This window comes from Streptomyces virginiae, from assembly GCF_040638905.1.
GTDB classification, from domain to species: Bacteria; Actinomycetota; Actinomycetes; order Streptomycetales; family Streptomycetaceae; genus Streptomyces; species Streptomyces virginiae_B.
The window spans coordinates 240,302-266,209 of record NZ_JBEZYV010000007.1 but is presented as its reverse complement, the minus strand read 5'-3'; the positions used below and the strand labels follow the sequence as shown (position 1 = coordinate 266,209).

General features: G+C 70.3%; 31 protein-coding genes. 22 read left to right on the top strand and 9 right to left on the bottom strand.

Translation table 11 applies throughout. The annotated features are described in order from the left end of the window. Positions 1–85 precede the first annotated feature (85 nt). Positions 86–1,777 carry a chitinase gene (locus AB0F82_RS13460; RefSeq protein ID WP_362626578.1) on the bottom strand — a complete coding sequence of 564 codons (1,692 nt, stop codon included), beginning with the start codon at positions 1,775–1,777 and terminating at the stop codon, positions 86–88. Between the two features lie 383 nt (positions 1,778–2,160). On the opposite strand from AB0F82_RS13460, the gene AB0F82_RS13455 reads away from it, so the two are divergent. From AB0F82_RS13455 to AB0F82_RS13395, 13 genes are all read left to right on the top strand, one after another. Next, complete coding sequence (locus AB0F82_RS13455) at positions 2,161–3,216, top strand: hypothetical protein (RefSeq protein WP_362626575.1); 1,056 nt, start codon at positions 2,161–2,163, stop codon at positions 3,214–3,216. A 50-nt stretch (positions 3,217–3,266) separates the two neighbouring features. Next, entirely contained in the window at positions 3,267–3,968 is a 702-nt protein-coding gene (gene cpaB, locus AB0F82_RS13450) for a Flp pilus assembly protein CpaB (protein ID WP_356812875.1), read from the top strand. Between the two features lie 7 nt (positions 3,969–3,975). Next, positions 3,976–5,247, top strand: coding sequence for an AAA family ATPase (locus AB0F82_RS13445; protein ID WP_362626572.1), 1,272 nt, complete (start codon positions 3,976–3,978; stop codon positions 5,245–5,247). Between the two features lie 3 nt (positions 5,248–5,250). Then, positions 5,251–5,619, top strand: coding sequence for a TadE/TadG family type IV pilus assembly protein (locus AB0F82_RS13440; protein WP_362626569.1), 369 nt, complete (start codon positions 5,251–5,253; stop codon positions 5,617–5,619). A 1-nt stretch (position 5,620) separates the two neighbouring features. Continuing rightward, complete coding sequence (locus tag AB0F82_RS13435) at positions 5,621–5,989, top strand: TadE/TadG family type IV pilus assembly protein (RefSeq protein WP_362626566.1); 369 nt, start codon at positions 5,621–5,623, stop codon at positions 5,987–5,989. After that, complete coding sequence (locus tag AB0F82_RS13430; protein ID WP_362626563.1) at positions 5,986–7,335, top strand: CpaF family protein; 1,350 nt, start codon at positions 5,986–5,988, stop codon at positions 7,333–7,335. The genes AB0F82_RS13435 and AB0F82_RS13430 overlap by 4 nt, the downstream gene beginning before the upstream one ends. After that, a complete protein-coding gene (locus AB0F82_RS13425; RefSeq protein ID WP_362626560.1) occupies positions 7,332–8,270 on the top strand; it encodes a type II secretion system F family protein in 939 nt (312 codons plus the stop codon). The genes AB0F82_RS13430 and AB0F82_RS13425 overlap by 4 nt, the downstream gene beginning before the upstream one ends. Before the next feature lie 16 nt (positions 8,271–8,286). Beyond that, positions 8,287–9,180, top strand: a complete 894-nt coding sequence (locus AB0F82_RS13420) for a DUF5936 domain-containing protein (RefSeq protein ID WP_362626557.1) — start codon at positions 8,287–8,289, stop codon at positions 9,178–9,180. Positions 9,181–9,183: 3 nt separating this feature from the next. Further along, the gene (locus AB0F82_RS13415; RefSeq protein WP_362626554.1) at positions 9,184–9,870 is read left to right on the top strand and encodes a response regulator transcription factor; all 687 of its coding nucleotides are present in this window, start codon (positions 9,184–9,186) and stop codon (positions 9,868–9,870) included. A gap of 110 nt (positions 9,871–9,980) precedes the next feature. After that, entirely contained in the window at positions 9,981–10,226 is a 246-nt protein-coding gene (locus tag AB0F82_RS13410; RefSeq protein WP_362626551.1) for a hypothetical protein, read from the top strand. Then, positions 10,226–10,894, top strand: coding sequence for a pilus assembly protein TadG-related protein (locus AB0F82_RS13405; protein WP_362626548.1), 669 nt, complete (start codon positions 10,226–10,228; stop codon positions 10,892–10,894). The genes AB0F82_RS13410 and AB0F82_RS13405 overlap by 1 nt, the downstream gene beginning before the upstream one ends. Before the next feature lie 31 nt (positions 10,895–10,925). Next, complete coding sequence (locus tag AB0F82_RS13400) at positions 10,926–11,519, top strand: hypothetical protein (protein ID WP_362626546.1); 594 nt, start codon at positions 10,926–10,928, stop codon at positions 11,517–11,519. A gap of 4 nt (positions 11,520–11,523) precedes the next feature. Further along, positions 11,524–12,162: an OmpA family protein gene (locus AB0F82_RS13395; RefSeq protein WP_362626543.1), complete on the top strand. Its 639-nt coding sequence runs from the start codon at positions 11,524–11,526 to the stop codon at positions 12,160–12,162. Here the strand turns inward: AB0F82_RS13395 and AB0F82_RS13390 are convergent. The 3 genes from AB0F82_RS13390 to AB0F82_RS13380 all read right to left on the bottom strand — a co-directional run bounded on the left by AB0F82_RS13390 (position 12,159) and on the right by AB0F82_RS13380 (position 13,689). Beyond that, on the bottom strand, positions 12,159–12,521 hold the full coding sequence (locus AB0F82_RS13390) for an SCO4225 family membrane protein (RefSeq protein ID WP_362626540.1): 363 nt from the start codon (positions 12,519–12,521) through the stop codon (positions 12,159–12,161). The two genes, AB0F82_RS13395 and AB0F82_RS13390, sit on opposite strands and share 4 nt — an antisense overlap. Before the next feature lie 68 nt (positions 12,522–12,589). Continuing rightward, positions 12,590–13,063 (bottom strand): carboxymuconolactone decarboxylase family protein, encoded by a 474-nt coding sequence (locus AB0F82_RS13385; protein ID WP_362626537.1) that lies wholly within the window; start codon positions 13,061–13,063, stop codon positions 12,590–12,592. A 95-nt stretch (positions 13,064–13,158) separates the two neighbouring features. Then, a complete protein-coding gene (locus AB0F82_RS13380) occupies positions 13,159–13,689 on the bottom strand; it encodes a TetR/AcrR family transcriptional regulator (RefSeq protein WP_362626534.1) in 531 nt (176 codons plus the stop codon). Between the two features lie 108 nt (positions 13,690–13,797). On the opposite strand from AB0F82_RS13380, the gene AB0F82_RS13375 reads away from it, so the two are divergent. The 5 genes from AB0F82_RS13375 (at position 13,798) to AB0F82_RS13355 (ending at position 16,742) form a co-directional block, all read left to right on the top strand. Next, positions 13,798–14,208: a nuclear transport factor 2 family protein gene (locus AB0F82_RS13375; protein ID WP_362626531.1), complete on the top strand. Its 411-nt coding sequence runs from the start codon at positions 13,798–13,800 to the stop codon at positions 14,206–14,208. Positions 14,209–14,350: 142 nt separating this feature from the next. Further along, positions 14,351–15,178 carry an alpha/beta fold hydrolase gene (locus tag AB0F82_RS13370; protein WP_362626528.1) on the top strand — a complete coding sequence of 276 codons (828 nt, stop codon included), beginning with the start codon at positions 14,351–14,353 and terminating at the stop codon, positions 15,176–15,178. Positions 15,179–15,409: 231 nt separating this feature from the next. After that, complete coding sequence (locus tag AB0F82_RS13365; RefSeq protein WP_362626525.1) at positions 15,410–15,538, top strand: hypothetical protein; 129 nt, start codon at positions 15,410–15,412, stop codon at positions 15,536–15,538. Further along, a complete protein-coding gene (locus AB0F82_RS13360; RefSeq protein ID WP_362626522.1) occupies positions 15,535–16,509 on the top strand; it encodes a hypothetical protein in 975 nt (324 codons plus the stop codon). Before AB0F82_RS13365 ends, AB0F82_RS13360 begins: the two co-directional genes overlap by 4 nt. Next, positions 16,506–16,742 (top strand): hypothetical protein, encoded by a 237-nt coding sequence (locus tag AB0F82_RS13355; protein ID WP_362626519.1) that lies wholly within the window; start codon positions 16,506–16,508, stop codon positions 16,740–16,742. The genes AB0F82_RS13360 and AB0F82_RS13355 overlap by 4 nt, the downstream gene beginning before the upstream one ends. 532 nt (positions 16,743–17,274) lie before the next feature. Here AB0F82_RS13355 and AB0F82_RS13350 read toward each other — a convergent pair. Beyond that, positions 17,275–17,856: a TetR/AcrR family transcriptional regulator gene (locus tag AB0F82_RS13350; RefSeq protein ID WP_362626516.1), complete on the bottom strand. Its 582-nt coding sequence runs from the start codon at positions 17,854–17,856 to the stop codon at positions 17,275–17,277. A 126-nt stretch (positions 17,857–17,982) separates the two neighbouring features. Between AB0F82_RS13350 and AB0F82_RS13345 the strand changes: the two genes are divergently transcribed. The 3 genes from AB0F82_RS13345 to AB0F82_RS13335 all read left to right on the top strand — a co-directional run bounded on the left by AB0F82_RS13345 (position 17,983) and on the right by AB0F82_RS13335 (position 21,213). After that, a complete protein-coding gene (locus AB0F82_RS13345; RefSeq protein ID WP_362626513.1) occupies positions 17,983–19,572 on the top strand; it encodes an MDR family MFS transporter in 1,590 nt (529 codons plus the stop codon). Positions 19,573–19,815: 243 nt separating this feature from the next. Continuing rightward, on the top strand, positions 19,816–20,655 hold the full coding sequence (locus AB0F82_RS13340) for a polysaccharide deacetylase family protein (RefSeq protein WP_362626510.1): 840 nt from the start codon (positions 19,816–19,818) through the stop codon (positions 20,653–20,655). Positions 20,656–20,883: 228 nt separating this feature from the next. Beyond that, positions 20,884–21,213, top strand: a complete 330-nt coding sequence (locus AB0F82_RS13335; RefSeq protein WP_356812850.1) for a nuclear transport factor 2 family protein — start codon at positions 20,884–20,886, stop codon at positions 21,211–21,213. A gap of 1 nt (position 21,214) precedes the next feature. Here the strand turns inward: AB0F82_RS13335 and AB0F82_RS13330 are convergent, their stop codons facing one another. After that, complete coding sequence (locus AB0F82_RS13330; protein ID WP_362626507.1) at positions 21,215–22,351, bottom strand: serine hydrolase domain-containing protein; 1,137 nt, start codon at positions 22,349–22,351, stop codon at positions 21,215–21,217. 144 nt (positions 22,352–22,495) lie between these two features. On the opposite strand from AB0F82_RS13330, the gene AB0F82_RS13325 reads away from it, so the two are divergent. Beyond that, complete coding sequence (locus AB0F82_RS13325; protein ID WP_356812848.1) at positions 22,496–23,119, top strand: hypothetical protein; 624 nt, start codon at positions 22,496–22,498, stop codon at positions 23,117–23,119. A gap of 166 nt (positions 23,120–23,285) precedes the next feature. Here the strand turns inward: AB0F82_RS13325 and AB0F82_RS13320 are convergent, their stop codons facing one another. The 3 genes from AB0F82_RS13320 to AB0F82_RS13310 all read right to left on the bottom strand — a co-directional run bounded on the left by AB0F82_RS13320 (position 23,286) and on the right by AB0F82_RS13310 (position 25,880). Beyond that, on the bottom strand, positions 23,286–24,572 hold the full coding sequence (locus AB0F82_RS13320; RefSeq protein WP_356812847.1) for an extracellular solute-binding protein: 1,287 nt from the start codon (positions 24,570–24,572) through the stop codon (positions 23,286–23,288). Between the two features lie 274 nt (positions 24,573–24,846). Further along, positions 24,847–25,464 (bottom strand): SMI1/KNR4 family protein, encoded by a 618-nt coding sequence (locus AB0F82_RS13315; protein WP_030829782.1) that lies wholly within the window; start codon positions 25,462–25,464, stop codon positions 24,847–24,849. A 59-nt stretch (positions 25,465–25,523) separates the two neighbouring features. Further along, positions 25,524–25,880 carry a DUF192 domain-containing protein gene (locus tag AB0F82_RS13310; RefSeq protein ID WP_356812846.1) on the bottom strand — a complete coding sequence of 119 codons (357 nt, stop codon included), beginning with the start codon at positions 25,878–25,880 and terminating at the stop codon, positions 25,524–25,526. Positions 25,881–25,908 lie beyond the last annotated feature (28 nt).

The following is a 25,908-nucleotide window of genomic DNA, read 5'->3' as shown; positions in this document are numbered from 1 at the left end:
CGCGCTCAGCGTCCTCTCGTGGCATGTCCCGGTCAAGGACCTCAGGTGCGGGCCGAACCGATCCGGCCACCCCCACACGTACCGCCTACGGGAGCCCGTGGACCTTGGGACCCACCGAGTTCGACCAAGCACTACCCGCCTTGGCGTCCCAGTTGGTGGACCAGGTCATCGCGCCGCGCAGGCCCGGGTAGGTCTTCGACGGCTTGAAGGATCCGCAGTTCGTGCCGCGGGCCAGGCAGTCCAGGGCGTTGTTGACGACGGTCGGGGAGACGTAGCCGCTGCCGGCGCCGCTGGGGGAGGCCGGGACGCCGATGCCCACCTGGGAGGCGTCGAGCCCGCCCTCCAGCTGGATGCAGGCCAGCGCGGTGAGGAAGTCCACCGAGCCCTGGGAGTAGACCTTGCCGTCGCAGCCGTTCATCGAGCCGCTGTTGTAGTACTGCATGTTGACGACGGTGAGGATGTCCTTGATGTTGAGCGCCGTCTTGAAGTAGCCGCCCTGCGTGGACTGCATGTCGATCGTCTGCGGCGCCATGGTGATGACCAGCGACGGGCCCGCCTTCGCCGACAGGGCGCGCAGCGCCTGCGTCATGTAGGTGGGGTTGAGGCCGTTCTCCAGGTCGATGTCGATGCCGGTGAAGCCGTACTCCTGCATCAGGGCGTACCCCGAGTTCGCCAGGTTGGTCGCGGAGGCCTGGTCGTTGACGGTGATGGTCCCCTTCTCGCCGCCGATGGAGAGGATGACCGACTTCCCGGCCGCCTTCTTCGCGGCGATGTCGGCCTTGAACTGGGCGACCGTGTAGCCGCCGAGGCCGGCCGAGTCGAGGTTGAAGGTGATGGCGCCGGGTGTGGTGGTGGCGTCGGCGAAGGAGACGGCGATGATGTCGTACTGCGCGGAGACGTCGGAGATCCTCTGGACGGTCGCGCCGTTGTTGAAGTTCTGCCAGTAGCCGGTCAGGGCGTGCTTGGGGACGGCCGGGTTCCCCGGGTTCCCACCGCCGGTCGTGGTCCCGGTCACGGGAGCGGACTTGGGACCCTCGCCCGCCGCGCTGTACGCGCTCACCTGGAAGGAGTACGAGGTTGCGGGCGTGAGCCCGGTGATCGGGGCGGAGGTCCCGGACACCGTCCGGACGCGGGCGCCGTCCTGGTACACGTGGTAGCCGGTCGCCCCGCTGACGGGGTTCCACGAAAGGGTGAGTCCGTTCGCGCCCTGGCCGGAAACGGCGGCTCCGGCCGGTGCGCCCGGGATGCCCGGGCCGGGGTCGGTGCCCCCGCCGCCGTCCGGGCCGAAGACGCTGAACTCGTCCACGGTGTAGGCCGGCTGGCCGTACCAGCCGTGCGTGTAGACGGTGACCTGGGTGGTGGAGGGGCCGGTGGTGAAGGTGGTGGACAGCTTCTGCCAGCCGCCGCCCGAGCCGGGGGTCCAGGTGGAGACGTCCTGGGTGCCCGTCCCGGTCGCGCCGAGGTAGACGTAGCTGCCCTGCACCTGTGTGCTCAGCGTGTACGTCGAGTTCGGCTTGACCGTGACGGTCTGACTGCAGCGGGCGTTGTCGGAACCGGCCGGGGTGGCCTTCAGGGCGCCGGCCCCGGCGTAGACGGGCGAGGACACGGCCGCGCCGCTCCCGCCGGTGCAGGACCAGTCGGCCAGACCCGACTCGAAGCCGCCGTTGCGGGCGACGTTGACGTCCGCGGCCTGTGCGGTACCGGCGGCCAGAGCCGTCAGCGCCCCGGCGGCGACGGTGACGGCCAGCGGCAGGGAGAGGGAGCGTATGCGGTTCACGTGGGCTCCGTGGGGGGAGGTGTGGTGGGGAGGCGAGAGCCGGACCGTGTGGGGTGGGGCCGACTCACGGCGTGCGCTGCCAAGTTGGTCCAGACCAATCCCCGTGTCAAGAGTCTTCGCGAAGTGGCTTGAAATGGCTGATTGTGTGATCCCTGTTGTCCAGGTTTTCCGTCACCTGTGACCGCTGCCTTACACACGGGAATCACCAAGCCCCTGACCTGCCAGGGGTGACGCGGTTATGGTGCTGGGGCAAGGGGGGATGGGCGACGGGCCGTCCGCGGTCGTGCAGTGGTGCGCGCACGCGACACGGCTGCGACGCGTCCCCGTCGAGCGCGCGAAAGTCCGGGCGTACGGGGAGAACGTGGGGGAACGGGGGAATTCGCGTGCCGACCGCCATCGCTGTCACCAGCGCCGACCTGGTGCTGCCGGCCCCTGACCGGCACACACCCGGGGCCGCCCTGCTGCACCCGCCCGAACAGCACGACCTGGAGTCCGCCCTCGCCGAAACCAGCGCCCTGCTGGAGCGGCACGGCCACGTCGTGGCCCTCGTACCGCCCTGGCTGCCGCGGCCCACCGTCCAGCGGCTGCACACCGTACGGGCCATCCTGGAAACCGACCGGATCGCGCTGCTCGACATCGATCTGCCGCCGCTGGCAACGGCCCTGCTGGCCCGTCAGCTGCGCCAGCTCAGCGTCTGTGACTTCAGCCCCGGAGTCATCGCCTCCGCGGCCCGGCTGCTGTCCCACTACATCTACGCGGGCGCCCTGCTCGGCTCGGTCGCCAAGCTCGACCGGGTCCGCGTGCCCGTCGGACTGGGGGCGCACGCCCGGTCCTGGTCGCCGAGCGCGCAGTTCGCCGTACTCGCCCACCCGACCCCGTATCTGGCCAAGCTGGGGTCCGCCGGCGGCGGGCGCAGCGGCCGAGGCGGGTCGCACGGCTCACACGGCGCGTCACACGGCTCACGCGCCGGCTCACGCGCGGCGTCGGGCGGCGGGCCGAACGGTACGTCCCACGGCGGGGCGCACGGTGGTCCGAGCGGTACGTCGCACGGCGGGCCGCACGGCGCTTCCCGCGGCGGGGCCGCGGACCTGCCCGCCGGACCCGACTTCGCCACGCACCTCACCTTCGCGCGCGGCCACCTCGCCTCCGACTGGGTCGCCGCCGAACTCGCCCCCGCCTGGCAGGTGCAGGGCGTCCTGGAGAACCCGCTGCCGGCCGCCTCACCCGCCTGGTGGGGCACCCCCAAGCTCGTCGAGTTCGCCGCCGGCATCCCGGACCTGTCCGTGCTCTACCAACTGGTCGCCTCGGTCCGCCGCGAGCGGTGCCGCTGGTGCGGCCTGGAACTCATCGGCGACCGCTGCGGCTTCTGCGCCGCGCCGCTCACCGCCCCACCGCCGCCCGCGGCGGTGCCGGCGAGCAACGGCCGCTCCAGACCCTGACCGACGACCGAACGTACGAATGAAGAAAGAACGGCGAGGTAGTACGGCCTATGAACTCACGCCAGCGCCGCGGCGTCATTCTGCTGCTCCTGTCGGTCCTGTGCGCCCTGGGGGCCTTCGCCGGAGTCCTCGTGGTGATCGGCGACGTCAACTCCAAGGTCGGCTCCGAGGTCGTCGCCTACCGCGCCAAGGCCGACATAGCCCCGTACAGCCCGCTGGCGGCCGGCCAGTTCGAGGAGATCAGGGTCCCCGAGCGGTGGCTGTCCGACACGGCCGTCACCGACCTCGGCGCGCTCAGGGACAAGATCGCGCTCACCACGCTGAAGAAGGGCTCGCTGCTCCAGAGCGACATGTTCGTCGACCGGCCGCAGCTCCAGCCCGGCGAGCAGGAGATCGCGATCATGATCGACGCGGCGACGGGCGTGGCCGGGAAGATCACCTCCGGTGCCAAGGTCAACATCATCGCCACCTTCAAGGGCGCCAAGGACACCGAACCCTCCCGTTCGGTGATCATCGTCGCCAACGCCCGGGTGCTGAACGTCGGCAAGCTCACCGCCCTGGAGAAGGACAGCGACCGCAAGGGCCCCTCCGAGGCCGTCCCCATCACCTTCGCCCTCAGCACCAAGGACACCCAGCGCGTCGCGTACGCCGAGTCCTTCGCGGAGCACGTGCGGCTGGCGCTGGTCGCCCCCGGCACCGACTCCGCGCCCGCCGCGGGCGACCGTACGTACACCCTCGACGGGGACAAGTGAGGCCCGGATGACCACCCGAATCCTCCCCGCGGTCGCAGACCCGGACGCCGCCCGCATCTTCTCCACCCTGCTGAGCCAGCTCCCGTCGGCGGAGCCCGCTGCTGCCGTCGCCGACTCGACCACCCTGCTGGACACCCTCGCCCGGCTCGCCGTCGACTCCCTCGACGACCTCCCCGAGGTGGTCCTCGTCCACGAGCGGATCGGCCCGGTGCCCGCACTGGAGCTCATCCGGGAAGTCGCCCTCCGCTTCCCGGCGGTGGGTGTCGTCCTGGTCTCCTCGGACGCCGGCCCTGCGCTCTTCTCCGCCGCGATGGACTCCGGCGCCCGCGGCCTCGTCGGCCTGCCGCTGTCCTACGAGGAACTCGCCGCCCGCGTCCATGCCGCGGCCCAGTGGGCCGTCGGCGTCCGCCGCCACCTGGGCAGGGGCCCCGCCGACGCTCCCACCGGGCCGGGCGGACGGGTGGTCACGGTCACCGGGGCCAAGGGCGGTGTGGGCACCACCTTCACCGCCGTCCAGTTCGCGCTCGCCGCGGCCGCCTCGGGACGGCGTACCGCACTGGTCGACATGGACCTCCAGGCCGGCGACGTGGGCTCGTACCTCGACGTGCAGTTCCGGCGCTCCATCGCCGACCTCGCCGGGATCCAGGACATCTCGCCGCGGGTCCTCCAGGACGCGGTCTACGAGGACCGCACCGGACTCGCGCTGCTGCTGGCCCCGGCCGACGGCGAACGCGGCGAGGAGGTCGACGACCGGGCCGCCCGCCACATCGTCGGCGCCCTTCGCAGCCGCTACGAACTCGTCGTCGTCGACTGCGGGACCCAGGTGACCGGTGCCAACGCCGCCGCGGTGGAGATGGCGGACACCGCGGTCCTGGTCACCACCCCCGACGTGATCGCGGTACGGGCCGCCAAGCGCATGGTCCGGCTGTGGGAGCGGCTCCAGGTCCGCAAGGCCGAGGACACCTCGGTCGTCGTCAACCGCTGGAGCAAGCACACCGAGATCCAGCCCGCCCTGATCGAGAAGATCACCAAGACCCGTGCCACCCGCACCCCCGTCCCGGCCGCCTTCAAGGAGCTGCAGGCGGTGGTCGACGCGGGCCGCGTCCAGGACCTCGACAACCGCTCGACGGTCAAGCAGGCCCTGTGGACCCTGGCCGGCGAACTCGGCCTCCTGGCCGCCGCCCCGGACACCCCGGCGACTCCCGCCCCGCCGGGCGGCGCCCTCACCCTGCGCGCCGCGGGCACGGTCTCCCGCCTGCGCCGCGGCCGGGAGGGCTGACGGATGCCCGCCCGGAGAGGAGCCCGGGGCGACCGGGGCCAGGTGGCGATCGAGTTCGCCGGCACGGTACCGCTGATCCTGCTCCTGGTGGCGGCGGTATGGGAGTGCGTCCTGGTCGGCTACGCCTTCTCCCTGGCGGGCAACGCGGCGGACGAGGCGGCCCGGGCGGGGGCGGTGCACGGGGGTGCGGCCTGCGACGCGGCGGCGAGGGAGCACATCGGGGAGGCGTGGAACCTCCAGGTGGACTGCGGCAGGTCGGGCGACATCTACCGGGCCAGGGTGCGCCTGTCCATTCCCGTCCTCCACCCGGCGCTCAACTTCGGCGAGATCGACGGCACCGGCGGCGCCGCGCTGGAGAAGGGGGCCGAGTGACATGAGACGGCGCATCCGCTCCGACCGGGGCCAAGTGGCCCTGGAGTACATCGGCTTCATACCGATCCTGCTGTTCGTCGCGCTGTGCGCGATCCAGCTCGGCTGGGTCGCGTACGTCCACGAGCAGGCGGACACGGCCGCCCGTACGGCGGCGCGCGTGGAGGCCCAGCACCCGGGCCGGGGCGTGGCGGCCGGACACGCCGCCATCCGCGAGGGACTTCCGGCGGTGGTCGACGTGGACCCGGGACGCGACGCGGTGACCGCGACCGTGACCATCCGCATCAATTCGATCATCCCCGGGCTGGACCCCGATCCGGCCAGGGCGACAGCCGTCATGCCCAACGACGACCCCGAGGTGACCGGACCATGAGCCTGCGTTCCCGGGTCAGCACCCCCGACGACCGCCACAGCCCCCGCGAGGACGGCCGGCTGGTCTCCTCCTACCGCGCCAAGCTGCTGGAGGAGATCGACCTCGCCGAGATGTCCGCGCTCGCACCCGCCGAGCGCCGGGCGCGCCTGGAACGCGTACTCGGGCACATCATCAGCCGCGAGGGTCCCGTCCTGTCCACCGTCGAACGCGCGCAGCTCATCCGCCGCGTCGTCGACGAGGCCCTCGGACTCGGCGTGCTCGAACCGCTCCTCGAAGACGCCTCCATCTCCGAGATCATGGTCAACGGACCCGACCAGATCTTCGTCGAGCGGTCCGGCCGCGTCGAGCAGCTCCCCCTCCGCTTCGCCTCGCACGAACAGCTCATGCAGACCATCGAGCGCATCGTCTCGACCGTCAACCGCCGCGTCGACGAAGCCAATCCCATGGTCGACGCGCGCCTGCCGAGCGGCGAGCGCGTCAACGTCATCATCCCGCCGCTCTCCCTGACCGGCGCCACCCTCACCATCCGCCGCTTCCCGCGAGCCTTCACCCTGCACGAGATGATCGCCCTCGGCTCCCTCGACGAGCAGATGCTCCTGCTGCTGTCCGGGCTGGTCCAGGCGAAGATGAACGTGATCGTCTCCGGCGCCACCGGCACCGGCAAGACCACCCTGCTCAACGCCCTCTCCGGCCTGATCCCAGAGGGCGAGCGCATCATCACCATCGAGGACTCCGCCGAACTGCAGCTGCAGCAGGCGCACGTCATCCGCCTGGAATCGCGGCCGGCGAACGTGGAGGGCAAGGGCCAGATCACCATCCGCGACCTCGTACGCAACTCCCTGCGCATGCGCCCCGACCGCATCATCGTCGGCGAGGTCCGCGGCGGCGAGACCCTGGACATGCTCCAGGCCATGTCCACCGGCCACGACGGCTCCCTGGCCACCGTCCACGCCAACAGCTCCTCCGACGCCCTGACGCGCCTGCAGACCCTGGCCTCCATGTCGGAGGTCGAAATCCCCTTCGAAGCCCTCCAGGACCAGATCAACAGCGCAGTCAACGTCATCGTCCAGCTGTCGCGCTTCGGCGACGGCTCGCGCCGCATCACGGAGATCTCCATCCTCGAATCACACGGCCGCGAACCCTTCCGGATCACCACGGTCTGCCGGTTCGTCGCCCAGCCCATGGGGCCGGACGGCCGCGTCCAGGGCTACTTCCAGTACTACCCGCTGCCCCGCCGCATCGCCGAACGCCTCTACATGAACAACCAGCCCATCCCGCAGGCCTTCGGCGTCGCGCTGCCCGACGACCCCCTCACCACCCCGCACATCACACGGACCGCCCTGTGAACCCACTGATCCTCCTCACCCTCGGCATCACGCTGCTTGCCTGTGCACTCGCGGTCGTCGGCCTCCAGGCGTACGCGGCCGGCCGCGCCCAGCACGCCGCCCTCGTCGAACGGCTCTCGGCGAGCGGCGTCCCCGAGCCGCTCGGCCGGGTACGCCGCTTCCGGAAGATCGACCGCCGGCTGCGGAAGACGAAGTTCGGCCGGCGCATCGAGCAGAAGCTGACGACCACCGGCCTGGACCTCACGCCCGGCGAGTTCTTCGTCTACATGCTCGCCTCCATCGCGGGCGTCTGGCTCATCGCCTCGTCCCTCCTCGCGCCGTTCTTCGGACCGGTCGCCGGCCTCATCGGCATCTGGGCGGCGAACGCGTTCCTGAACTGGCAGCGGACACGGCGTACGGAGCGCTTCATCAACCAGCTCCCCGACCTGGCCCGCATCCTCGCCAACGCCACCCAGGCCGGGCTGGCCCTGCGTACCGCCATCGGCATCGCGGCGGAGGAGCTGGAGGCGCCGGCCGGCGAGGAACTCGCCCGGGTCGCCGACCGCCTCGCCGTCGGCCACTCCATCGAGGAGTCGCTCGGTGAGCTCACCGAGCGCCTTCCGTCGCGCGAGCTCGTCGTCCTCGTCTCGACCCTCGTCCTGTCGGCGCGGGCCGGTGGCGCGATCGTGGACAGCCTGCGCAACCTGACGGTGACGCTGGAGCAGCGCAAGGAGACACGTCGCGAGATCCGCACCCAGCTGTCCCAGGTCACGGTGACGGCCTACCTGGTCCCGGCCATCGGGCTCGGCTCGCTGCTCCTCGTCGACATGATGATGCCGGGCGCGCTGGACCGGATGACGGGCGCGTTCTTCGGACAGACGGCCGTCCTCGTCGCGCTCGGCCTCTTCGCGCTGGGCTTCATCCTCATCCGGCGCCTGTCGAAGATCGACGTGTGAGGGGGCGGACGGGACGATGACCGCACTTCTCCTCGCTCTCGCCGTGGGCCTCTCGGTGTTCGGCGCGTTCCACGGCGTCCGCCTCTACCGGGCGGACGTGAAGCTCCCCACCGACCTCGCCCTGGCCCTGGAGGTCGGAGCGACCCGTACGACGGCGGTCGGATCGCTGGTCGACCGCATCGGCATCCGCTGGGCGCCGCTGGTCCTGCGCGCGATGGGCGCGACCCGGGTGGCCGGCAAGCGCCGGCAGATCGACATGGCGGGCAACCCGGCCGGCCTGACGATCGACCGGTACGCGGCGCGGCGCGCGGTGTACGGGGTACTGGGCGCCGCGGGTGCCTTCTCCATGCTGGTCAACGGCCAGTTGGTCGCGGCCCTGCTGATGGTGGCGTTCGGTCTGTTCTGGATGGAGGTCGGCCTGTGGTCGGCCATCCGGGTCCGCCGCGACCACATCGAGCGGACGCTGCCGGACTTCCTGGACGTCCTCGCCGTGGTGGTGAGCGCGGGGCTGGGCTTCCGGCAGGCGCTGGACCGGGTGGCCGGCAAGTACGAGGGGCCGTGGGCGGACGAGATCCGCATCACCCTCCAGCAGATGGACATGGGCGTCAGCCGCCGTCAGGCCTTCGACGAGCTGCGGCGTCGCAACGACAGCGAACAGGTCGCGCAGTTCGTGACAGCCCTGCAGCAGGGCGAGGAACTCGGTTCCCCGATCGTCGACACACTGATCGCGATCGCCGAGGACATGCGCCGTACGGACGCCCAGAACGCCCGCCGGCGGGCGGCCCGGGCCGTCCCGAAGGCCACCTTCGCCGTGACGATGTTCATGCTGCCGGGCACGCTCATCCTGCTGGTGTGCGGCTTCGTCTACGGCGCGAACGTCGACTTCGGCGCGCTGTTCGGGGGTGGCTGAACGATGGCGCGGCTGAGCGTGCTCATCGCCGACGGGAACCCGGTCATCAGGGCGGGCCTCGCGGCCATCCTGGGCGCGGCCGGGGACGTCGATGTGACCGCGCAGGCCGCGGACGGCCGCGAGGCCCTGAGTCTGACCCGCCGGCACGCTCCGGACGTGGTCCTGTTGGACGTCCGGATGCCGGGGGTGGACGGGATCTCGGCGCTGCCGCACTTGGTGCAGTTGGCGCCCGTACTGATGCTGACGTACAGCAGGGAAGCCGAAATCGTCCGCGAGGCCCTGCTGCTGGGCGCCGACGGCTACCTCGTGCACGGGGAGTTCACGGCCGACGAGCTGGTCAGGGCCGTTCACGACGCACCCCTGGGCCGCCCCCACTTCACCCCGACGGCTGCTAGTGCCCTGCTGGCGGAACTCAGGGCCTCTTCGCATCCGCAACGCGATGTGGCACAGTCGTCCGAGCGGATGCACAACTCTGTTGTCTTCGGGCTGAGTTCCCGGGAGGTGGAGATCATGGATCTGATCGCGTCCGGGATGAGCAATCAGCAGATCGCCGCCGCCTGCTTCATCAGCGAGAAGACGGTCAAGAACCACATCAACCGCATCTTCGCCAAGCTCCGGAGCGCCACGCGCAGCGAGGCGATAGCCCGCTGGCTGGGAACCGCCCGTCCAGGAGTGACCGGTCATGGGTAGACAGAGTGCGCAGTGGGTCCGTAATTGGGTCCCGGGACCCTTGGTTACGACTGGTGACTCGCCGTACCGTCCGCAGATCGACACCGGTACCGGCCCGGGAGGGAACCCCCATGTCACAGAACACGCTGCTGAAGGCCGCCGTGGAGGCGCGGATCAGGGTGAACGGATGGGCGGACACGGCCGTGACAAGGCTTCGCCAGCGCCACGCGACCCTCGACCGCGGCCAGACGGCCTTCGAATACCTCGGCATCATCCTGGTGGTGATCGTGATCGTCGGAGCGATCGTCGGCTCCGGTGTCGGGACGGAGATCACCACCAGGATCAAGCAGGCAGTGAAGGACATCAAAGCCGGCTGATGGCGTCGCTTGGGCAGCGAACGGCTGACCGAGGGCAGGCCTTCCCCATCTACGTCATCGTGGTGGCGGGCCTGCTCTTTGCCGCGCTTGCGTTCTTCGTCGTCGGCCAGGCTTCTGTGACTCGGAGCGACGCCCAGGGTGCCGCGGACGCCGCAGCTCTGGCGGCCGGGCGAGCGGCCAGAGACGACGTGCTGCTGGATCTGGACCTGGCCGCTCTAGCGCCTGCGGACTGGGAAAGGATCCTCGAAGGGAAGGCCTTCGAGGTCGGTGCAGCATGCGGCGAGGCCACGGCCTTCGCTGTGCAGAACGACGCGACAGTTACATCGTGTGATCCCGCTCTCCCCAGATTCTCCGTCACGGTGGAGACAAAGAAAGCAGTTGGTCAATCGGTGATTCCAGGGACCGAGAGCATGCACGGAACCGCCACAGCCACGGCCCTGATCAAGCCGAGGTGTCACCTGGGCGCGGCACCCGCTCCAGCGCCCACCCCCATCCCCACTCCCACCACGACAGGCGGGGGCGGCTCGACGCCCCCGGCGACGCCGACGCCGACTTCGTCAACGGTGAACCTCGATTGCGGCGGAGATTTGATCAAACTCGACCCGCTCAAGCCGGGCTCGCTCAGCGGATTGACCAGAAGACTGTTCAGCGTGCGACTCGTCGGCTGACAGGGACCGAGAGACAAGGAAGCGTTCATAGATGAGCATGCGGCGCATGGTGAATGTCCGCGGGGGAGTGGCTGTTGCAGGGGCGGCGGCCATGGTCCTCACGCTGGCCGGATGTGGCGGCAACGGCGAAGACAACAAGCCGAAGGGAGAGCGGAAGCCCTCGGCGCCCCAGTCTCAAGGATCGGGAGCGCAGAACCCAGCGCCGAGTGCGAGCCAGGGTTCCGAACCGACCGCTGTGATCGCCACCGTGAACGGAGCGAGTGGCATGACGCTGGTAATCCATTCCTTGCAGCGCGATCCTGGCGGCTTCCTGACGATCAATGGACAAATCAAGAACACCGGCAGCCAGTCCTTCACTGGTACTTCGGCATGGCGGGGAATCGAGCTGAAGGGCAGCGGGGAGTCCGTGGCGGGGGCCACGCTTGTCGACAAGGCGGGCAAGAAGCGCTACTACGTACTTCGGGACACCGAAGCGCGTTGCCTGTGCACCACGGGGATCTCGAGCGTCGACCCGGGCCAAGTGGTGCCGTTTTTCGCGCAGTTCCCTGCCCCGCCGACCTCGACCACAGAGGTGGAGTTCAGCCTGCCCACCTTTGCCACGGCCACAGTCAAAATCTCGGGGTGACCCCATGACAACCCACCGCCGCACCGTCGCTGCTACGGCCGCTGTCGGTCTTGTGATCGCAGGAGGACACCTCATCGGGGCCACCGCCGCCCACGCCGATGACGTGAAGCCGTCCGTACCCCCCGGCACGGAGCCTTCGGCCTCCGCGCCCGTGGCGATCGACTCCAACGCCCCCGGGCTGAAGATCCCGCAGGGCGGAACCCTCGCACCTGTCAAGGTGCTGGACATCGCCGAGGTCGTCGAAGACCTCGGCGGGGAGCAGCGGCGGCAGGAGACGAACGAGACCGTCATGATGGCGCTGCAGTCCGAGGTGCTGTTCCCCGAGGACAGCGCCGTCTTCAACGCGCAGGCCGCCGCCCGCATCCAGGCCATCGGCAACGAGATCAACCAGTCCAAGGCGACCCGCATCCGGGTCTTCGGTTTCACCGACGACCAGGGCAGTTACGAGCACGGCAAGGAGCTGTCCAAGCAGCGGGCCGATGCCGTGCACAACGAGCTGGCCAAGACCGTGACGAACCCGAGCGTCGTCTTCGACGTCCGCGGGTACAGCGAGGACTACCCGATCGCCGACAACGGTACCGAGGAAGGCCGCAAGAAGAACCGCCGGGTGGAGATCACCTTCCCGCGCGGCGCCGCCGGCTAGTCGCCCGTCCGCAACCGCAACCGCAACCGCGGACGCGGCCGCCGCCGGAGGCGGAGGCGGCCGCGGGAGGCTTCGACCATCGTGCCGAGGACGAGCGACTGGACCAGTACGCACACCACCAGCTCAGTCAGGAAGAGCCACGTCGCGGGCTGCCCCTCCCCGTGGACCGCCCCCTGGGCGAGCGCCACGACGAGGAACAGCGGGAACGCGAACAGGGCGGGCACCACCCACACGAAGCCGGGATCCGGGGCGAACAGCGTGACGGCCGTCGCGATGGCCACGGCGACGCCGACGAGGCCCAGGTAGATCCCTGAAGCGGGGTTCGCGAAGGTCAGGCGGACGAGCGTACGAGCGTTCATCCGTCCATGGTCGGGAGCCCGCGGGCTGCCGTCCTGAGTACGCGTACCCAGGTCCGTGTTCCGTACCGTCAGCCGAACTGCCCCGGCCGGTAGTCCCCGGCCGGCTGCTGGATGATCACGTTCATCCGGTTGTAGGCGTTGATCAGGGCGATGAGGGACACCAGCGCGGCCAACTGATCCTCGTCGTAGTGCTTCGCGGCGTCCGCCCACGCCGCGTCCGTGACCCCGCCGGCCGCGTCGGCGATGCGCGTGCCCTGTTCGGTCAGCTCCAGGGCCGCCCGCTCGGCGTCGGTGAACACCTTCGCCTCGCGCCAGGCCGCCACCAGGTGGAGGCGCTGCGCGGTCTCCCCGGCGTGCGCGGCGTCCTTGGTGTGCATGTCGGTGCAGAAGCCGCAGCCGTTGATCTGGCTGGCCCGGATCTTCACCAGCTCCTGGGTGGCCGCAGGAAGGGTCGAGTCCGAGACGGCCTTGCCCGCGGAGTTGATGTACCTGGCGAACTTGGTGGCGACGGGGCTGCCGTAGAAGTTGAGTCGGGCGTCCATGGTGATTCTCCCTGCCGTGTAGACGGTTGCACAGCTCTGACGGATCGCACCGGACGGATGTGACAGCCCATCGAAGCGCCGAGCAGTGACCTGCGTCACTTCGCCAGGAGGATCTCCGCCACCTCGCGCGCCCGGCGGGCCGGTTCCGGGCCGGGGCTCAGGGCGGCCACCGCCGTGGCACCCTCGACCAGGACCAGGAGCTGGTCGGCCAGCGCCGGCGGGGCCGCGCCCGGGGCCCATTCGGCAAGGAGCGAGCGCAGTTCGGCCTTGTGGACGCGGACGACCTCCGGCGCGGCCGCGCCCAGTTCCCCGTACGCGTTGAGGAACGCGCAGCCCCGGAAGTCCGGCTCCGAGAACCATCGCGCCAGCCAGTCGAAGACGGCCAGGACCGGCGGCTGCGCGGACGCCGCCACCGACTCGCGCAGGCTCGTCGTCCAGCGCCGGTCGCGGCGTTCCAGGTAGGCCGTGACCAGGGATTCCTTCGCCGGGTAGAGCCGGTACAGGCGCTTGAGGGGCACTCCGGACGCGGTGCGGATGCGGTCCATGCCCACCGCCTGGATGCCGTGGCGGTAGAACAGCTCCTCCGCCGCGTCCAGAAGTCGGGTGCGTGCCTCTTCGTCGTCCATGGAGGCAGGGTAGCCGGATTTCGCTTGCGGCGAGAACGGTCGTTCTCCTAGGCTGGCGGCGACTGCGAGAACGATCGTTCTCTGCTCCTCTGCCCGGAAGGATGCGCCATGACCCGTCTGCCCCTGCCTCCCTTCACCGACGAAACCGCCCGCGCCAAGGTCCAGGCTGCCGAGGACGCCTGGAACAGCCGCGACCCCGAGCGCGTCGCCCTCGCCTACACCGAGGACTCCGTCTGGCGGAACCGCGACCGCTTCCTGACCGGCCGCGACGAGATCCGCGCCTTCCTCGCCGACAAGTGGGAGCGCGAGCTCGACTACCGGCTGCGCAAGGAGCTCTGGGCCCACACCGGCAACCGCATCTCCGTCCGCTTCGAGTACGAGTGGCACGACGCCTCGGGCCAGTGGTGGCGCAGCCACGGCAACGAGCAGTGGGAGTTCGACGACGACGGCCTGATGCGCCGCCGCGAAGCCAGCATCAACGACGTCCCGATCACCGCCGAGGACCGCCGCATCGGCTGACCGTGGGCTCCTTGCCTCGCGGCCACGGCTCTTGACCGAAGTCCGACCCGCCGGGTGTGCGCGTCTGCCAAGATGATCAACGCTCCACGGGGGAGGCCCGGCACGACGCCGGGCGGCAGGGCATCGGGCAGGGGGACCAGGCATGGCGCGGACTCGGGTGAACGGCGTCGAGATCTTTTACGAGATCGAGGGCGACGGCGAGCCGCTCGTGCTGGTCCACGGTTCCTGGACCGACCACCACAGCTGGCACGCCGTCCTGCCGCAGCTCACCCGCACCCACCGCGTGCTCGTCTACGACCGCCGCGGCCACAGCCTGAGCGAACGCCCGCCGGGCCAGGGCACCCGGTTCCAGGACGAGGACGACCTGGCCGCGCTCATCGAGATGATCGGCACCCCGGTCCACGTGGCCGCGAGCTCCTTCGGCGGGTCGGTCGCCCTCGGCCTCGCCGCCCGGCGCCCCGAACTGCTGCGCAGCCTCGCCGTCCACGAGCCGCCCCTCACCGCCGTCGTGGCCGGCGATCCGGAGCTCGACCGGCTGGTGCGGGAGGCGCAGGCGCCCATCGACGCCGTCATGGCGGAGGTCCGCGCGGGCGAACCCGAGGCGGGCGCACGCCGGTTCGTCGAGGACGTCGTGTTCGGGCCGGGCGCGTGGGACGGGATGCCGGACCCGGCCCGCCGGACGTTCGTCACCAACGCCCCCACCGCCGCCGACGAACAGGACGACCCGGACTGGAACACCGTCGACCTCGCCCGCCTGGCCTGCTACACCGGTCCGGCGATGCTGAGCAAGGGCACCGACAGCCCGCCCTGGTTCGGCGCGATCGTCGACCGGCTCGCGCAGGTGATCCCCGGAGCGCAGGCGCGCACCCTGGACGGCGAGGGCCACGTCCCCCACCTCACCGGCCCGCACCGCTACGCCGAGAACCTCCTCGCCTTCATCGCCTCGACGGGCCCCACTCGCCGCTCGTGACCGTCCGTTCGTTCGCACTGCGGCTCTTCCTGGGCCGACGCCATGAGGCGCCGCGGGAGCGATGGGCATCGCGACGGGAGAGCACCGCGGCGGCGGGGCCGGGCCCAGGGGTGTCCCGTGAGCCCGGTGGCGGCACCCGTACTCGGTGAGCCTGCACCGGATGACGTTCCAGTCGTCCGGGGTGGGAGGAGTCCACCGCATAACAGGTGCGGGATACGACAGGGCAGGCTGATGGAGATCCACCAGAACGGCCGCGGCCGGTTTGAGGCCGGCAAGGACGTGACCTTCGTCATCCGGCTCGATGACGGGACGCTGGTCGTTCCCCCGGGCTCAAAGACCGATCTGAAGGACATGCTGTGATCACCACGGACCCTGTAGGCGAATGGTTCTGGGAGACGACGATCGCCGTCTCCGGACAGCAGGGTGCGCGCCAGGCGCTCCATCTCTTCGACCGAGTCCACTCTCTCGGTGCCGACCTCGGTCTCGTCGATGGCTGGGGACACGGGGGCGTCAAGGTCGTCACGCTGGAGGCGCCGCGGGACAGGCGGTACGAGTGGGAGGGAAACGGGCGCCTCGACGGCGCGGTGGAGGAGAGCCGGGCTCGGTTCGACCAAGACGCGACCCTGCACATGTGGAGCGTGCTGCCTGGCGAATGGCTGGACTCCGACGGCGGGGCGCATCGCTCTGAGCGTCTCTTCGCGTTGCGGCTGCTCCTCTGGCCCGGCGGGCACACCATCGTGTCGCTTGCGGCGTACTCCGACGCCTGGATGACCCTGGACCTGAGGCAACGCCCCCAGCCCGAGGTCGCCGCGGCCAACGCACCACGTCTGAAATCCCTGTTGAGTGCGATTTCCGACCTGCTGGGAGCCGAAGTCGATCCCGGGGATCCCACCTACTACGGCAGGCCCACAGCTTCCGGCTTCGAGGACCTCTCGGAAGAGGGCACCGACTACCCAGACCCCTGGAGCACCTTCGCCGTACCGGCCAGATGGCAGCGCATGCTGCACCTCCTGCCGAAGGGCTATCAGGAGCAGTCCTACGAGGCGTTCACCGAAGGTCCGGTCAAGTACATCGAGGTTCACCGGAGCGGTGGCACCGTGGGCTGGCTCTGGGCGGGCAAGGACGGCAGTTCTGCGGGATACGAGCCGCGCACCGCGGCCGGAGAGATCGCCTTCGCCGCCGGTGTACCCCTGCTGCTGGCGTTCACCGAGGCGCGTCGAGCCGGATCGGCTGCACTGGACGCTCTCAGAACGGCGGCACTGTCGGAGCCCGATGCGGAGATCCGTGACGCGAATTCGCTCGATACCTTGCAGGAACTGTCTGGCTGTTGAACCGGCTCCATGCGGTGGAGTGGGCCGGTGACAGGGGCGAGGTGCTCGCGCGCGTCATGTACCGGCGCATGTTCATGCGCGAGTACCTGAGGCGGGCCGCCCTGGCGGAAATGCGCGAGCAGACGCCCTCCGCGCTGCCTGACCTGCCGGACCTCTACGAACCGAACCGCTGGTCCTGTTCCACAAGCGGGGCGGGGAGTACGTGCGGGACGACGCCGGCGGCCTCGACGTGACCGGGGTGTCCTTCCGGCCGGGAACCCTGCAGGGCCCCTCGGTACCCGGCCCTTCCACGCGCTCGACGAGACGTGCTCGACGCTCTGGATGCCGAAGGCTGCATCTCGTCCCACGCCGTCGGCGCGAGCCGAGTTCCCCTCATGCGGCGCCGCATGGTGCGGGGCGAGCGCCAAGACGAGGCGTTCGGCCGGGACCGGGTCCGGAAATCTGCCGCCTGGCCGCCTCATGTAGAGGGAAGAGGCGATCAAGGGCGCAGGACTGGTCCCGTTGGACGAGATCGCCGCGGCCGAGCCCATTGGTGCCGCCGCCGACCGGGCGTCCCGTCAGCCGGACCGTGCACCGAACTGAGGTGCGCGGTGGGCGCGAACCGGCTCCGGGGCCGGTCGGCTGGTGAACAGGGTGCCGAGCGGCTCGCGGGCGGAGTCGGCTTTCGCCTTGCCGTAGCCGGTCCTGACCTGGCTCCGTCTGCGCCCGGCGTTCGCCTCCACGTTGATCAAGGGCGGGCACCGCTCCGCGGGTGGGACCGGTGCATCACGGCTTCTCGTGGTGGGCCTGCGTGATGAGGTCCGTGGCGACCTCCAGGGCGGCCAGGCGGGTTTCCTCCGGGTCGCCCTCGACGTGCTGGAGGAACATCATCCCGGCGTGCAGCGTGAACAGGGCGCTGACGCAGCGCACCTGGTCCGTCAGCGGGCCGTCCTCCGTGCGCAGCAGCTCCACCAGGTGGTACAGGCGCTTCTTCACCGTCTCGCCGATGCTCAGCTCGCGCGTCGTCGCCTGGTTCTCCTGCATGAAGCGGTACAGCGCCGCGCCGGCCGCCATCGCCTCGCTGTAGCGGCGCAGCACCTCGCGCTTGGTCTCCAGGGTGCGCGGCTGCTGCTCCGCCCACTTGATCAGCTCGTCGATGGGACGTGTGACGTCCTCGAAGAGGCTGATGATGATGTCTTCCTTGGTCTTGAAGTGGTAGTACAGCGCCGCCTTCGTGACCTCCAGCCGCTCCGCGATCTCGCGCAGCGACGTCTTCTCGTACCCCTGCTCGACGAAGAGCTCCAGCGCGATGTCCTGGATGCGCTGGCGCGTGTCGCCACGACGGCGCTGCGGACTGCTGCTGGACATGACTCTCCTCGTATTACTTACTTGACGCCCGGCAAGTTACGGGTCTACGGTCCCCAGTGTAATCAACTAGCCGGTCGGCAAGTAAGTGCCGATCCGGCAGGTAGTGCCCAGGGGAGTGGACAGGAAATGGTGGAGACAAGCAAGCCCGCGGAGACCTCGCCGGAGGTGAAGCCACGCAGCGTGCGGGTCGTCCTCATGGCCCTCATGATCGCAATGTTGCTGGCGATGCTCGACAACATGATCATCGGTACGGCGATGCCCACCATCGTCGGCGAACTCGGCGGCCTGGAGCACCTGTCCTGGGTGGTGACCGCGTACACCCTGGCCACGGCCGCCTCCACCCCCATCTGGGGCAAGATCGGCGACATGTACGGCCGGAAGGGCTCCTTCCTCACCTCGATCGTCATCTTCCTGATCGGCTCCGCGCTCAGCGGCATGGCCCAGGACATGGGCCAGCTCATCGGCTTCCGCGCGATCCAGGGCCTCGGCGCCGGCGGTCTGATGGTCGGCGTCATGGCGATCATCGGCGACCTGATCCCGCCCCGCGAGCGCGGCAAGTACCAGGGCATGATGGCCGGCGTGATGGCCCTCGCCATGATCGGCGGCCCGCTCGTCGGCGGCACCATCACCGACCACATGGGGTGGCGCTGGTCCTTCTACATCAACCTGCCCCTCGGTGCGGTGGCCCTGGCCATGGTGACCGCCGTCCTGCACCTGCCCAAGCACGCCGAGCGGCAGCGCCCGAAGATCGACTACCTCGGTGCGGCCCTGCTCACCGTCGCCATCACCTCCACCGTGCTCGTCACCACGTGGGGCGGCAACGAGTACGCCTGGGGCTCCGCCCAGATCCTCGGCCTCGTCGCCGTCGGCGTGCTGACCACCGCCGCCTTCCTCTACGTGGAGACCAAGGCGGCCGAGCCCGTCATGCCGCTGCACATCTTCCGCAGCCGCAACTTCACCCTCATGTCTCTGATCGGCTTCCTGGTCGGCTTCGCCATGTTCGGCGGCGTGCTCTACCTTCCGCTGTTCCAGCAGTCGGTGCAGGGCGCCTCGGCCACCAACTCGGGCCTGCTGCTCCTGCCCATGCTGCTCTCGATGATGCTCGTCTCGCTGATCGCCGGACGCGTCACCACCAACAGCGGCAAGTACAAGATCTTCCCGATCGTCGGCGGTGCGCTCATGGTCGTCGGGATGTTCCTGCTCGCGACCATGGACACGGGGACCTCCCGCCTCGTGTCCGGCGTCTACATGGCCGTTCTCGGTGCCGGGCTCGGCTTCCTGATGCAGATCACCATGCTGGTCGCGCAGAACAGCGTCGACATGAAGGACATGGGCGTCGCGTCGTCGTCGGCGACCCTCTTCCGTACGCTCGGCGGCTCCTTCGGCGTGGCGCTGATGGGCTCCCTCTTCACCTCCCGGGTCACGGACACCATGTCCGAGCGCCTCGGCCCGGAGGCCGCCGGAGCCGCAGGTTCTGCCCAGTTGGACGCGGCGAGCCTGGCCAAGCTGCCCGAGGCCGTGCGCGAGGCGTACCAGCATGCGGTGGCCGTCGGCACGCACTCCGCGTTCCTGCTCGGCGCGGGCGTCGCCGTACTGGGCTTCCTGGCGGCCTGGTTCGTCAAGGAGGTCCCGCTGCGCGGCGCCGGCCCGGCTCCCGCCGCGGCCCCGGCCGACGGCAAGTCCGCTTCCGCGGCACAGGAGTCCGTCGCGCACTGACCCCGCACATTGAACGATCCCGGCCCCGGCGGACGAACGCGTCCACCGGGGCCGGCCCGTTTTACCGCGGCCCGCCGGGAAGGAGCTCCGGACGATCGAGGACCGACATCCCATCAGCCCTATCAGCCCCATCGGTCCTGTCAGTCCAATTACGGGGAACTTACAGGTGATTTGACTGGAACTCCTCCGAGGTGGCGAACGTCCTGATCCACGGAACGCTCGCACAGCGGATGGGGAGGGTTCATGGGATTCACGACGCACACGAACAAGAACGGCGTCCGGGCCGGTGCGGCCATCGTCGCGTCGGCCGTCGCCGTGGCGGCGACGGCCTGGGCAGTGGCGACCCTCGTGGAACCGGGCGGGGCCGGTGCCGCCTCCCGTCAGAACGTGTCCCAACCGAACGGAACGGACAACTCCGGCCACGGCCGGGCGGGTGGGCCGGGGCAGCAGCCGCAGGGGATACCCGAGGGCATCGGCCACGCCTCGGAGAGCGGCGGGAACGCCGTCAACATCACCATCGACGACGGCCCCGACCCGCGCTGGACCCCCGAGGTGCTCGCCGTACTGCGCGAGCACGACGCCAAGGCGACCTTCTGCATGGTCGGCCCCCGCGCCAAGGCCCACCCCGACCTCGTCAAGAAGGTGGTCGCGGCCGGCCACCGGCTCTGCGACCACACCATGGACCACGACACGGCCATGGACAAGAAGCCCGTCGACTACCAGGAACGGCAGATACTCGACGCCAAGAAGCTCATAGAGGAGGCCGCCGGCAACGGCGCGAAGGTCGAGTACTACCGGGCCCCCGGCGGCGCCTTCACCCCCGACAGCCGGCGCATCGCCGCCGCGAACGGGATGCGTCCGCTCGGCTGGAACGTCGACACCAAGGACTTCGAGAAGCCGGGCACGGCCGCCATCGTCGACGCCGTCAAGCGCGAGATGGGCAACGGCCCGACGGTCCTCTTCCACGACGGCGGCGGCAACCGCGCCCAGACCGTCGAGGCCCTCGACCAGGTGCTGGCCTGGCTCCGGGAACAGGGCCGGCCGACCGGCTTCCCGGTCCGCACCGCCCCCGACACCCCGTGAGTCGCCGCCCGCCCAGCCGCTCCTGAGCCGCCCGGCCACCCGCTCCTGAGGCCCCGCCCCCGCTCCTGAGGCCCCGCCCCCGCTCCCGAGGCCCCGCCCCCCGCTCCCGAGGCCACCCGCTCCTGACACGCCGTCCACCGTGCGAACGGGTGAGGGTCGACGACGCCGACCCGACCGCGTTGTTACCTGGTCCGGCACGGACGCACGTACGCCCGACCAGGAGGTCCTGTGGCCATCGCCCCCGCCAAACTGTCCGACCCCGTGGTCGGCGCCCTCGTCGCCGCCGTCAACGCGCACGACAAGGACGCCTTCCTGAAGCTCCTGACCGCCGACGCGACCATGTCCGACGACGGATCCGACCGCGACCTCCACGAGTGGATCGACCGAGAGATCTTCGACTCCAGCGGCCACATGGACGTCCAGTCCGAGTCCGACGGGGGCCGCACCCTCGTCGTCAACTACCGCAACGACACCTGGGGCGAGATGCGCACCGCCTGGCGCTTCACCATCGCCCCCGGCGGCGGCCGCATCAGCCGCTTCGAAACCGGCCAGGCCTGATTCAGAGCCCCCGCGCCACTTCCAGCACCGCCGCTGTCAGGCGCTCGTTCTCCGGGGCGATCCCGCCCGGGAAGCCGAAGCGGCGGCGCGTGTACCCGTACGCGATCCCCGTCACCGGGTCGGCGAAGCCCTGCCCGCCCGCCGCGCCACAGTGCCCGAACGCCTGCGGCCCCACCGCGTGCTGCTGTTCGAAGCCCAGCCCGAAGTGGTCGGTCTCACCGGTCAGCACCTCCTGGCCCGCCATCTGCAGCGTTGCGAACTCCGCCGCCGTCTCCGGCTTCAGCAGCGCGGCCCGGGCCCCCACCTGGCTGATCGCCGCGGCGTACAGCCCCGCGACGCCGCGCGCCGAACCGATGCCGCCCGCCGAGGCCGGGCCGAGCTCCCGCGTCCGGGGGTGGTTGGCGTGGGTCACCAGGTCCATCGGCGGCTCCCGGTGCCAGTTGAAGGCCACCGCCAGCAGCTCCGGCACCGGCCCGGCCGCCGCCTGCGCCGCGGCCTGCTCGGGCGTCGGGATCATCTCCAGGACCGGCTTCCAGCGGCCCTCCTCCGAGGCCGGGAGCCCCATGTAGAGGTCCAGCCCGTACGGGGCGCGCACGCGTTCCTCGTACACCTCCTGGATCGACCTGCCCGTCGCGCGCCGCACCACCTCGCCGGTCAGGGCGCCGATCACGAAGGCGTGGTAGCCGTACGCCGTCCCCGGCTCCCAGTACGGCTTCTGCCCGGCCAGCCGGGCGGCGATCAGCGCGTCGTCCGCGATCTCGTCGTAGTCGAAGCCGCCGTCCACACCGATCAGCCCCGCCTGGTGGCTGATCAGCTGCCGCAGCGTCAGCCGCTCCTTGCCGTGCCCGGTGAACTCCGGCCAGTACGACGACACCGGCCGGTCCAACTCCAGCGTGCCGTCCTGCACGAGCAGCGCCACCACCAGGTGCGCGGCACCCTTGGTGATCGAGAAGACCCCGCTCAGCGTGTCCGCGTCGGTGTCCTCGCCGGCCCACAGGTCGACGACGCGCCGGCCCCGGTGGTGGACGGCGAGCTGGGCCTCGGGCGGATGCGGTTCCGCCGCCGCGAACGCCTCGAACTCCTCCCGTACCCGCTCCCACCCGGCCGCCACCGTGCCGTTCACACCGTTCCCGCCCATTGCGTCCCCCTCGGATCGGATCGTCGTTCCGCAGGCTCGGAACCGAAGTGGATCACCGGATATTCCGGTGATCGGCAGCTCCCTTACGGGTGAAAGGCCCCGCCGCGTCGTTCCGGCCCGCGCCGGGGCGCTGTTGGTCCCGGCATGAAGCGCACCCGCACCGCCGCTCTCGCCCTCGCCACGGCCGCCGCGGCTCTCGCCCCCGTCCTCGTCCAGCAGGCCACCGCCGCGGAGGGCGCCTACCTCCAGGACCCGGCGGGCGGCGAGAAGAGCATGAAGTCGATGTGGACCAAGGACGAAAGGCACAAGGTGGAGGGGCAGTTCCGCTTCCACCCGGGGGTCCAGTACAAGACGGTCACCCGCCCCGGCCCCGCGGCCGCGCCGGACTACGAGCGGAAGGCCGGCGACCCCTCGACGCTCGCGTGGCAGCCCTCGTACGAGTTCGCCTGGTCGGTGTCGGACTCGACCGTGGTGAAGAAGGCGGTGACGGTCAAGGAGGGCGAGCACCCGATCGTCGTCCACGCCGTACTGCGCCGCGCGGACCGGTCCACGGTGGCGGAAGTGCGCAGGGAGCTGGCGGGGAAGCCGGCGACGGGACGCGAGAAGGTCGCGGGCGACAGGCGGATCGCCTGCGACACCGGTGAGTACACGGTGGAGTGGTCGGTGACGCGCTCGGGCTACGGGACGCTCAAGGGCTCCCTGCGCTGGAACTCCAGCTGCGAGCAGTACCGGACGGCCTTCTCCCAGAACCACGGGAAGCAGCGCTGACGCCCCCGTCGGGGACCGGCCGCCCCGCGCACCTCGTGAGTGCTCGGCGGGCGGCTGGGCCGCGGCCTTGGATCAAGTGCCGTAGTGGCCATGGTGCCGCACGGGGTGGTCTGCGGCCCGGGTCGAAGGTCCCGTGTCGTGCGGAACTTCGGTGCTCTCGGTGCGCTCAGTGCTTCTTGGAGGCCTGGGCGGCCTGTGCGGCGATGTCCTCCAGGACGCCCTTGGGGTCGCCGGTCGGTTCCACGGCGCGTCCGATGTTGCGCTTGATGGTGTCGCTGACCGTCACCCAGGACGGGTCGTTGACCGGGTAGAGCTGGGCGCCGCGCAGCGCGTTCAGGAACTGCTGGTCGTTCTTGTCGAGTCCGCCGCCGGCCGGCGTGCGCGAGGCGGACACGGTGGACGGCAGCAGGTGGTAGCGGTTGGCGAAGTCCGACAGATTCCGGTCCTGGTAGACGAAGTCCAGGAACTTCCCGATCTCCGCGCGCTTGCCGTTCTGCTTGAAGGCCATCATCCAGTCGGCCACGCCGACGGCCGGCGGGATCTCCCCGGTGCCGAGGTCGTCCGAGACGGGCATGGCGGTGGTGACGACGCTGATGCCCTTGGCGCGTGCCTCGTGGGCGAGCGAGGGGTAGCCGTTGAGCATGCCGACCTCGCCGCGCGTGAACGCGGCGAAGGCGTCGGCCCGGTTCAGCTGGGACGGCGCCGTCGGGCCCGTGTACCCGGTCGCGACCATGTTGCTCTTGACCCACTCCCAGGTCTTGATGTTCTGGTCGGAGGCCAAGCTGTAGTTGCCGCTGCTGTCGGCGTAGCCGCCGCCGTTGCTCAGCTCCCAGATCATCGCCTCGGCATGCGCCTCCTCGGGCCCCAGCGGCAGGGCGTACGGGTACTTCACGCCCTTGTCCTTCAGCGCCTTGGCGGCGGCCTTCAGGTCGGACCAGGTCTTCGGGGCCTCTTTGATGCCGGCCTTGCCGAACAGCGCCTCGTTGTAGAAGAGGAGGCGGCTGCTCGCCACGAAGGGCAGGCCGTAGAGGGTGCTGCCCACCGAACCGGCATCGGCCAGGGGCTGCAGGAAATTCGCCTCGGCGGTGACCGAGAGGAGTTCGTCCGCGGGATAGAGCTCGCCCCGGGCGGCGAAGTCCGAATAAGAGCCCATGAGCGCCATGTCCGGCGCCTTGCCGGCCTTGACCATACGGGAGACCTCGCGGTCGATGTCGGCCCACGGCAGGAGTGTGACCTCGACCTTGATTCCCGGGTTCTCCTTGGTGAAATCAGTCGTCACCTTGTCCCAGAAGGGCTTGGAACTGGTGGCGGGGCTGTCGCCGTATTCGGCGGCGACGAGCTGCAGCGTACCGCCGTCACCTGCGTCGTCTCCTGAAGCGCCGCATCCGGCCAGCGGTATCAGCAGACCGAGCACGGCCGCGGTGGCGGTCGTGCCGAAAATTCTCCGTCGCACGGGTCTATTCCCCTGAATTTCTTTTGTATCCCGTTGTTATTTATGGGTTGCTCCGGGCCGGCTGATCCCTCGATGGCCCGTTGGCCGGAATTCTCTCCTGCCGGAGGGTGGTTGATTCCATTGGGTCCGCACTTGTGTTCATTGCTCCAATCGACGCTTTTCCGAGTGGTGTTTTCCGATATGTGATCGACCATGCGGACGCGCGTAGACATGCCGAAAAGCCCGTTTCCGGTCGGGAAACGGGCTCAGGGGGCGGCGACGGCGTGACGGCCGGTCAGTCGGCGAATTCGCCCGCGTAGGGGTCGGGCTCGCCCGTCTCCGGGTTGCGGCCCTCCTGCCAGCGGCGCTGCGCCTTGCGCCAGTGCACGAAGCTCAGGTGGCCGCCGTCCCAGAAGGTGATGCTGACGGGGCTCACGTCGAACTCGTCGGAGCAGAGCCGGTAGAGGAACTCGGCCATGCCGTACGGGTACACGGCGAAGGAGTCGGCGGTGTGCCGGCCGCACACCAGGACCGGCCAGCGGTCCGGATCGGGGTCGGAGGTCAGCCAGCACAGGATGTCCGAGCCGCCGGTGACACCCCAGGCGATGATCGACTCCGGATCCACGTCGAAGGCCGAACGTCCGCCCTCCGCCTCCCACGCCTGCCGGGCGTTGTCCGTCTCCTCGGCCATCTCGGCCGGGTCCCACTGGAGCCCGGGCTTGGGCAGCGGCAGCAGGACGCTGGCCTCACCGTTGATGGAGCCGGCGCCGAAACGGCCCATGAACGCGATGAAGTCCGCCGGGAACCGGGTCCCCCAGGCCGCCTCGGCCGCGGGCCAGTCGACGTCCTCGTCGGCGCCGTGCGTCGCCGGCATGATCTGCTCCAGCGCCTTGATCCGCGCGTTCTCCGTCATGCCGCTCCCCTGTTGCCCCAGCTCAACCGCCCCAACCTACTGCCGCCGGGGGCCAACCCCTAAGGGGTGTCCACTTCCAGCGTTGTCCCGGCCCTCAGCCCCCAGCCGGCCATGGCGCCGGCAGCCGCCTCCAGGACGTGCCGGGCGCGCGGCCGGGGCAGTCCGATCCGGCCGGGCGCCATGGTGACCACGTCGAGCACGCGCAGACTCCGGTCCAGGTACGCCACGTCGATCGCGAACCGCATCCGGAAGGTGTGCACGCTCGCCGCGGGGGTGAGCAGCATCGCCCCCTCGATCCCGTCCCGGCCGAGCAGGCCGCGCGTCCTCGCCCGGTAGGAGGCGGCGACCTCCAGCGGGATCCGCGTGGGGTCCGTGCCGACCCGCAACGCGGCGGGCCCGTCATGCCAGTGCGCCATGGCGGCCACCCTAGGGGACCGCCTACCT

Excerpts from the sequence above, each read along its gene's own strand:
- cpaB (WP_356812875.1), top strand. The coding sequence starts at position 3,267 with ATGAACTCACGCCAGCGCCGCGGCGTCATTCTGCTGCTCCTGTCGGTC.
- AB0F82_RS13445 (WP_362626572.1), top strand. The coding sequence starts at position 3,976 with ATGACCACCCGAATCCTCCCCGCGGTCGCAGACCCGGACGCCGCCCGC.
- AB0F82_RS13440 (WP_362626569.1), top strand. The coding sequence starts at position 5,251 with ATGCCCGCCCGGAGAGGAGCCCGGGGCGACCGGGGCCAGGTGGCGATC.
- AB0F82_RS13435 (WP_362626566.1), top strand. The coding sequence starts at position 5,621 with ATGAGACGGCGCATCCGCTCCGACCGGGGCCAAGTGGCCCTGGAGTAC.
- AB0F82_RS13430 (WP_362626563.1), top strand. The coding sequence starts at position 5,986 with ATGAGCCTGCGTTCCCGGGTCAGCACCCCCGACGACCGCCACAGCCCC.
- AB0F82_RS13420 (WP_362626557.1), top strand. The coding sequence starts at position 8,287 with ATGACCGCACTTCTCCTCGCTCTCGCCGTGGGCCTCTCGGTGTTCGGC.
- AB0F82_RS13415 (WP_362626554.1), top strand. The coding sequence starts at position 9,184 with ATGGCGCGGCTGAGCGTGCTCATCGCCGACGGGAACCCGGTCATCAGG.
- AB0F82_RS13410 (WP_362626551.1), top strand. The coding sequence starts at position 9,981 with ATGTCACAGAACACGCTGCTGAAGGCCGCCGTGGAGGCGCGGATCAGG.
- AB0F82_RS13405 (WP_362626548.1), top strand. The coding sequence starts at position 10,226 with ATGGCGTCGCTTGGGCAGCGAACGGCTGACCGAGGGCAGGCCTTCCCC.
- AB0F82_RS13400 (WP_362626546.1), top strand. The coding sequence starts at position 10,926 with ATGAGCATGCGGCGCATGGTGAATGTCCGCGGGGGAGTGGCTGTTGCA.
- AB0F82_RS13395 (WP_362626543.1), top strand. The coding sequence starts at position 11,524 with ATGACAACCCACCGCCGCACCGTCGCTGCTACGGCCGCTGTCGGTCTT.
- AB0F82_RS13390 (WP_362626540.1), bottom strand. The coding sequence starts at position 12,521 with ATGAACGCTCGTACGCTCGTCCGCCTGACCTTCGCGAACCCCGCTTCA.
- AB0F82_RS13385 (WP_362626537.1), bottom strand. The coding sequence starts at position 13,063 with ATGGACGCCCGACTCAACTTCTACGGCAGCCCCGTCGCCACCAAGTTC.
- AB0F82_RS13380 (WP_362626534.1), bottom strand. The coding sequence starts at position 13,689 with ATGGACGACGAAGAGGCACGCACCCGACTTCTGGACGCGGCGGAGGAG.
- AB0F82_RS13375 (WP_362626531.1), top strand. The coding sequence starts at position 13,798 with ATGACCCGTCTGCCCCTGCCTCCCTTCACCGACGAAACCGCCCGCGCC.
- AB0F82_RS13370 (WP_362626528.1), top strand. The coding sequence starts at position 14,351 with ATGGCGCGGACTCGGGTGAACGGCGTCGAGATCTTTTACGAGATCGAG.
- AB0F82_RS13365 (WP_362626525.1), top strand. The coding sequence starts at position 15,410 with ATGGAGATCCACCAGAACGGCCGCGGCCGGTTTGAGGCCGGCAAGGAC.
- AB0F82_RS13350 (WP_362626516.1), bottom strand. The coding sequence starts at position 17,856 with ATGTCCAGCAGCAGTCCGCAGCGCCGTCGTGGCGACACGCGCCAGCGC.
- AB0F82_RS13345 (WP_362626513.1), top strand. The coding sequence starts at position 17,983 with ATGGTGGAGACAAGCAAGCCCGCGGAGACCTCGCCGGAGGTGAAGCCA.
- AB0F82_RS13340 (WP_362626510.1), top strand. The coding sequence starts at position 19,816 with ATGGGATTCACGACGCACACGAACAAGAACGGCGTCCGGGCCGGTGCG.
- AB0F82_RS13330 (WP_362626507.1), bottom strand. The coding sequence starts at position 22,351 with ATGGGCGGGAACGGTGTGAACGGCACGGTGGCGGCCGGGTGGGAGCGG.
- AB0F82_RS13325 (WP_356812848.1), top strand. The coding sequence starts at position 22,496 with ATGAAGCGCACCCGCACCGCCGCTCTCGCCCTCGCCACGGCCGCCGCG.
- AB0F82_RS13315 (WP_030829782.1), bottom strand. The coding sequence starts at position 25,464 with ATGACGGAGAACGCGCGGATCAAGGCGCTGGAGCAGATCATGCCGGCG.
- AB0F82_RS13310 (WP_356812846.1), bottom strand. The coding sequence starts at position 25,880 with ATGGCGCACTGGCATGACGGGCCCGCCGCGTTGCGGGTCGGCACGGAC.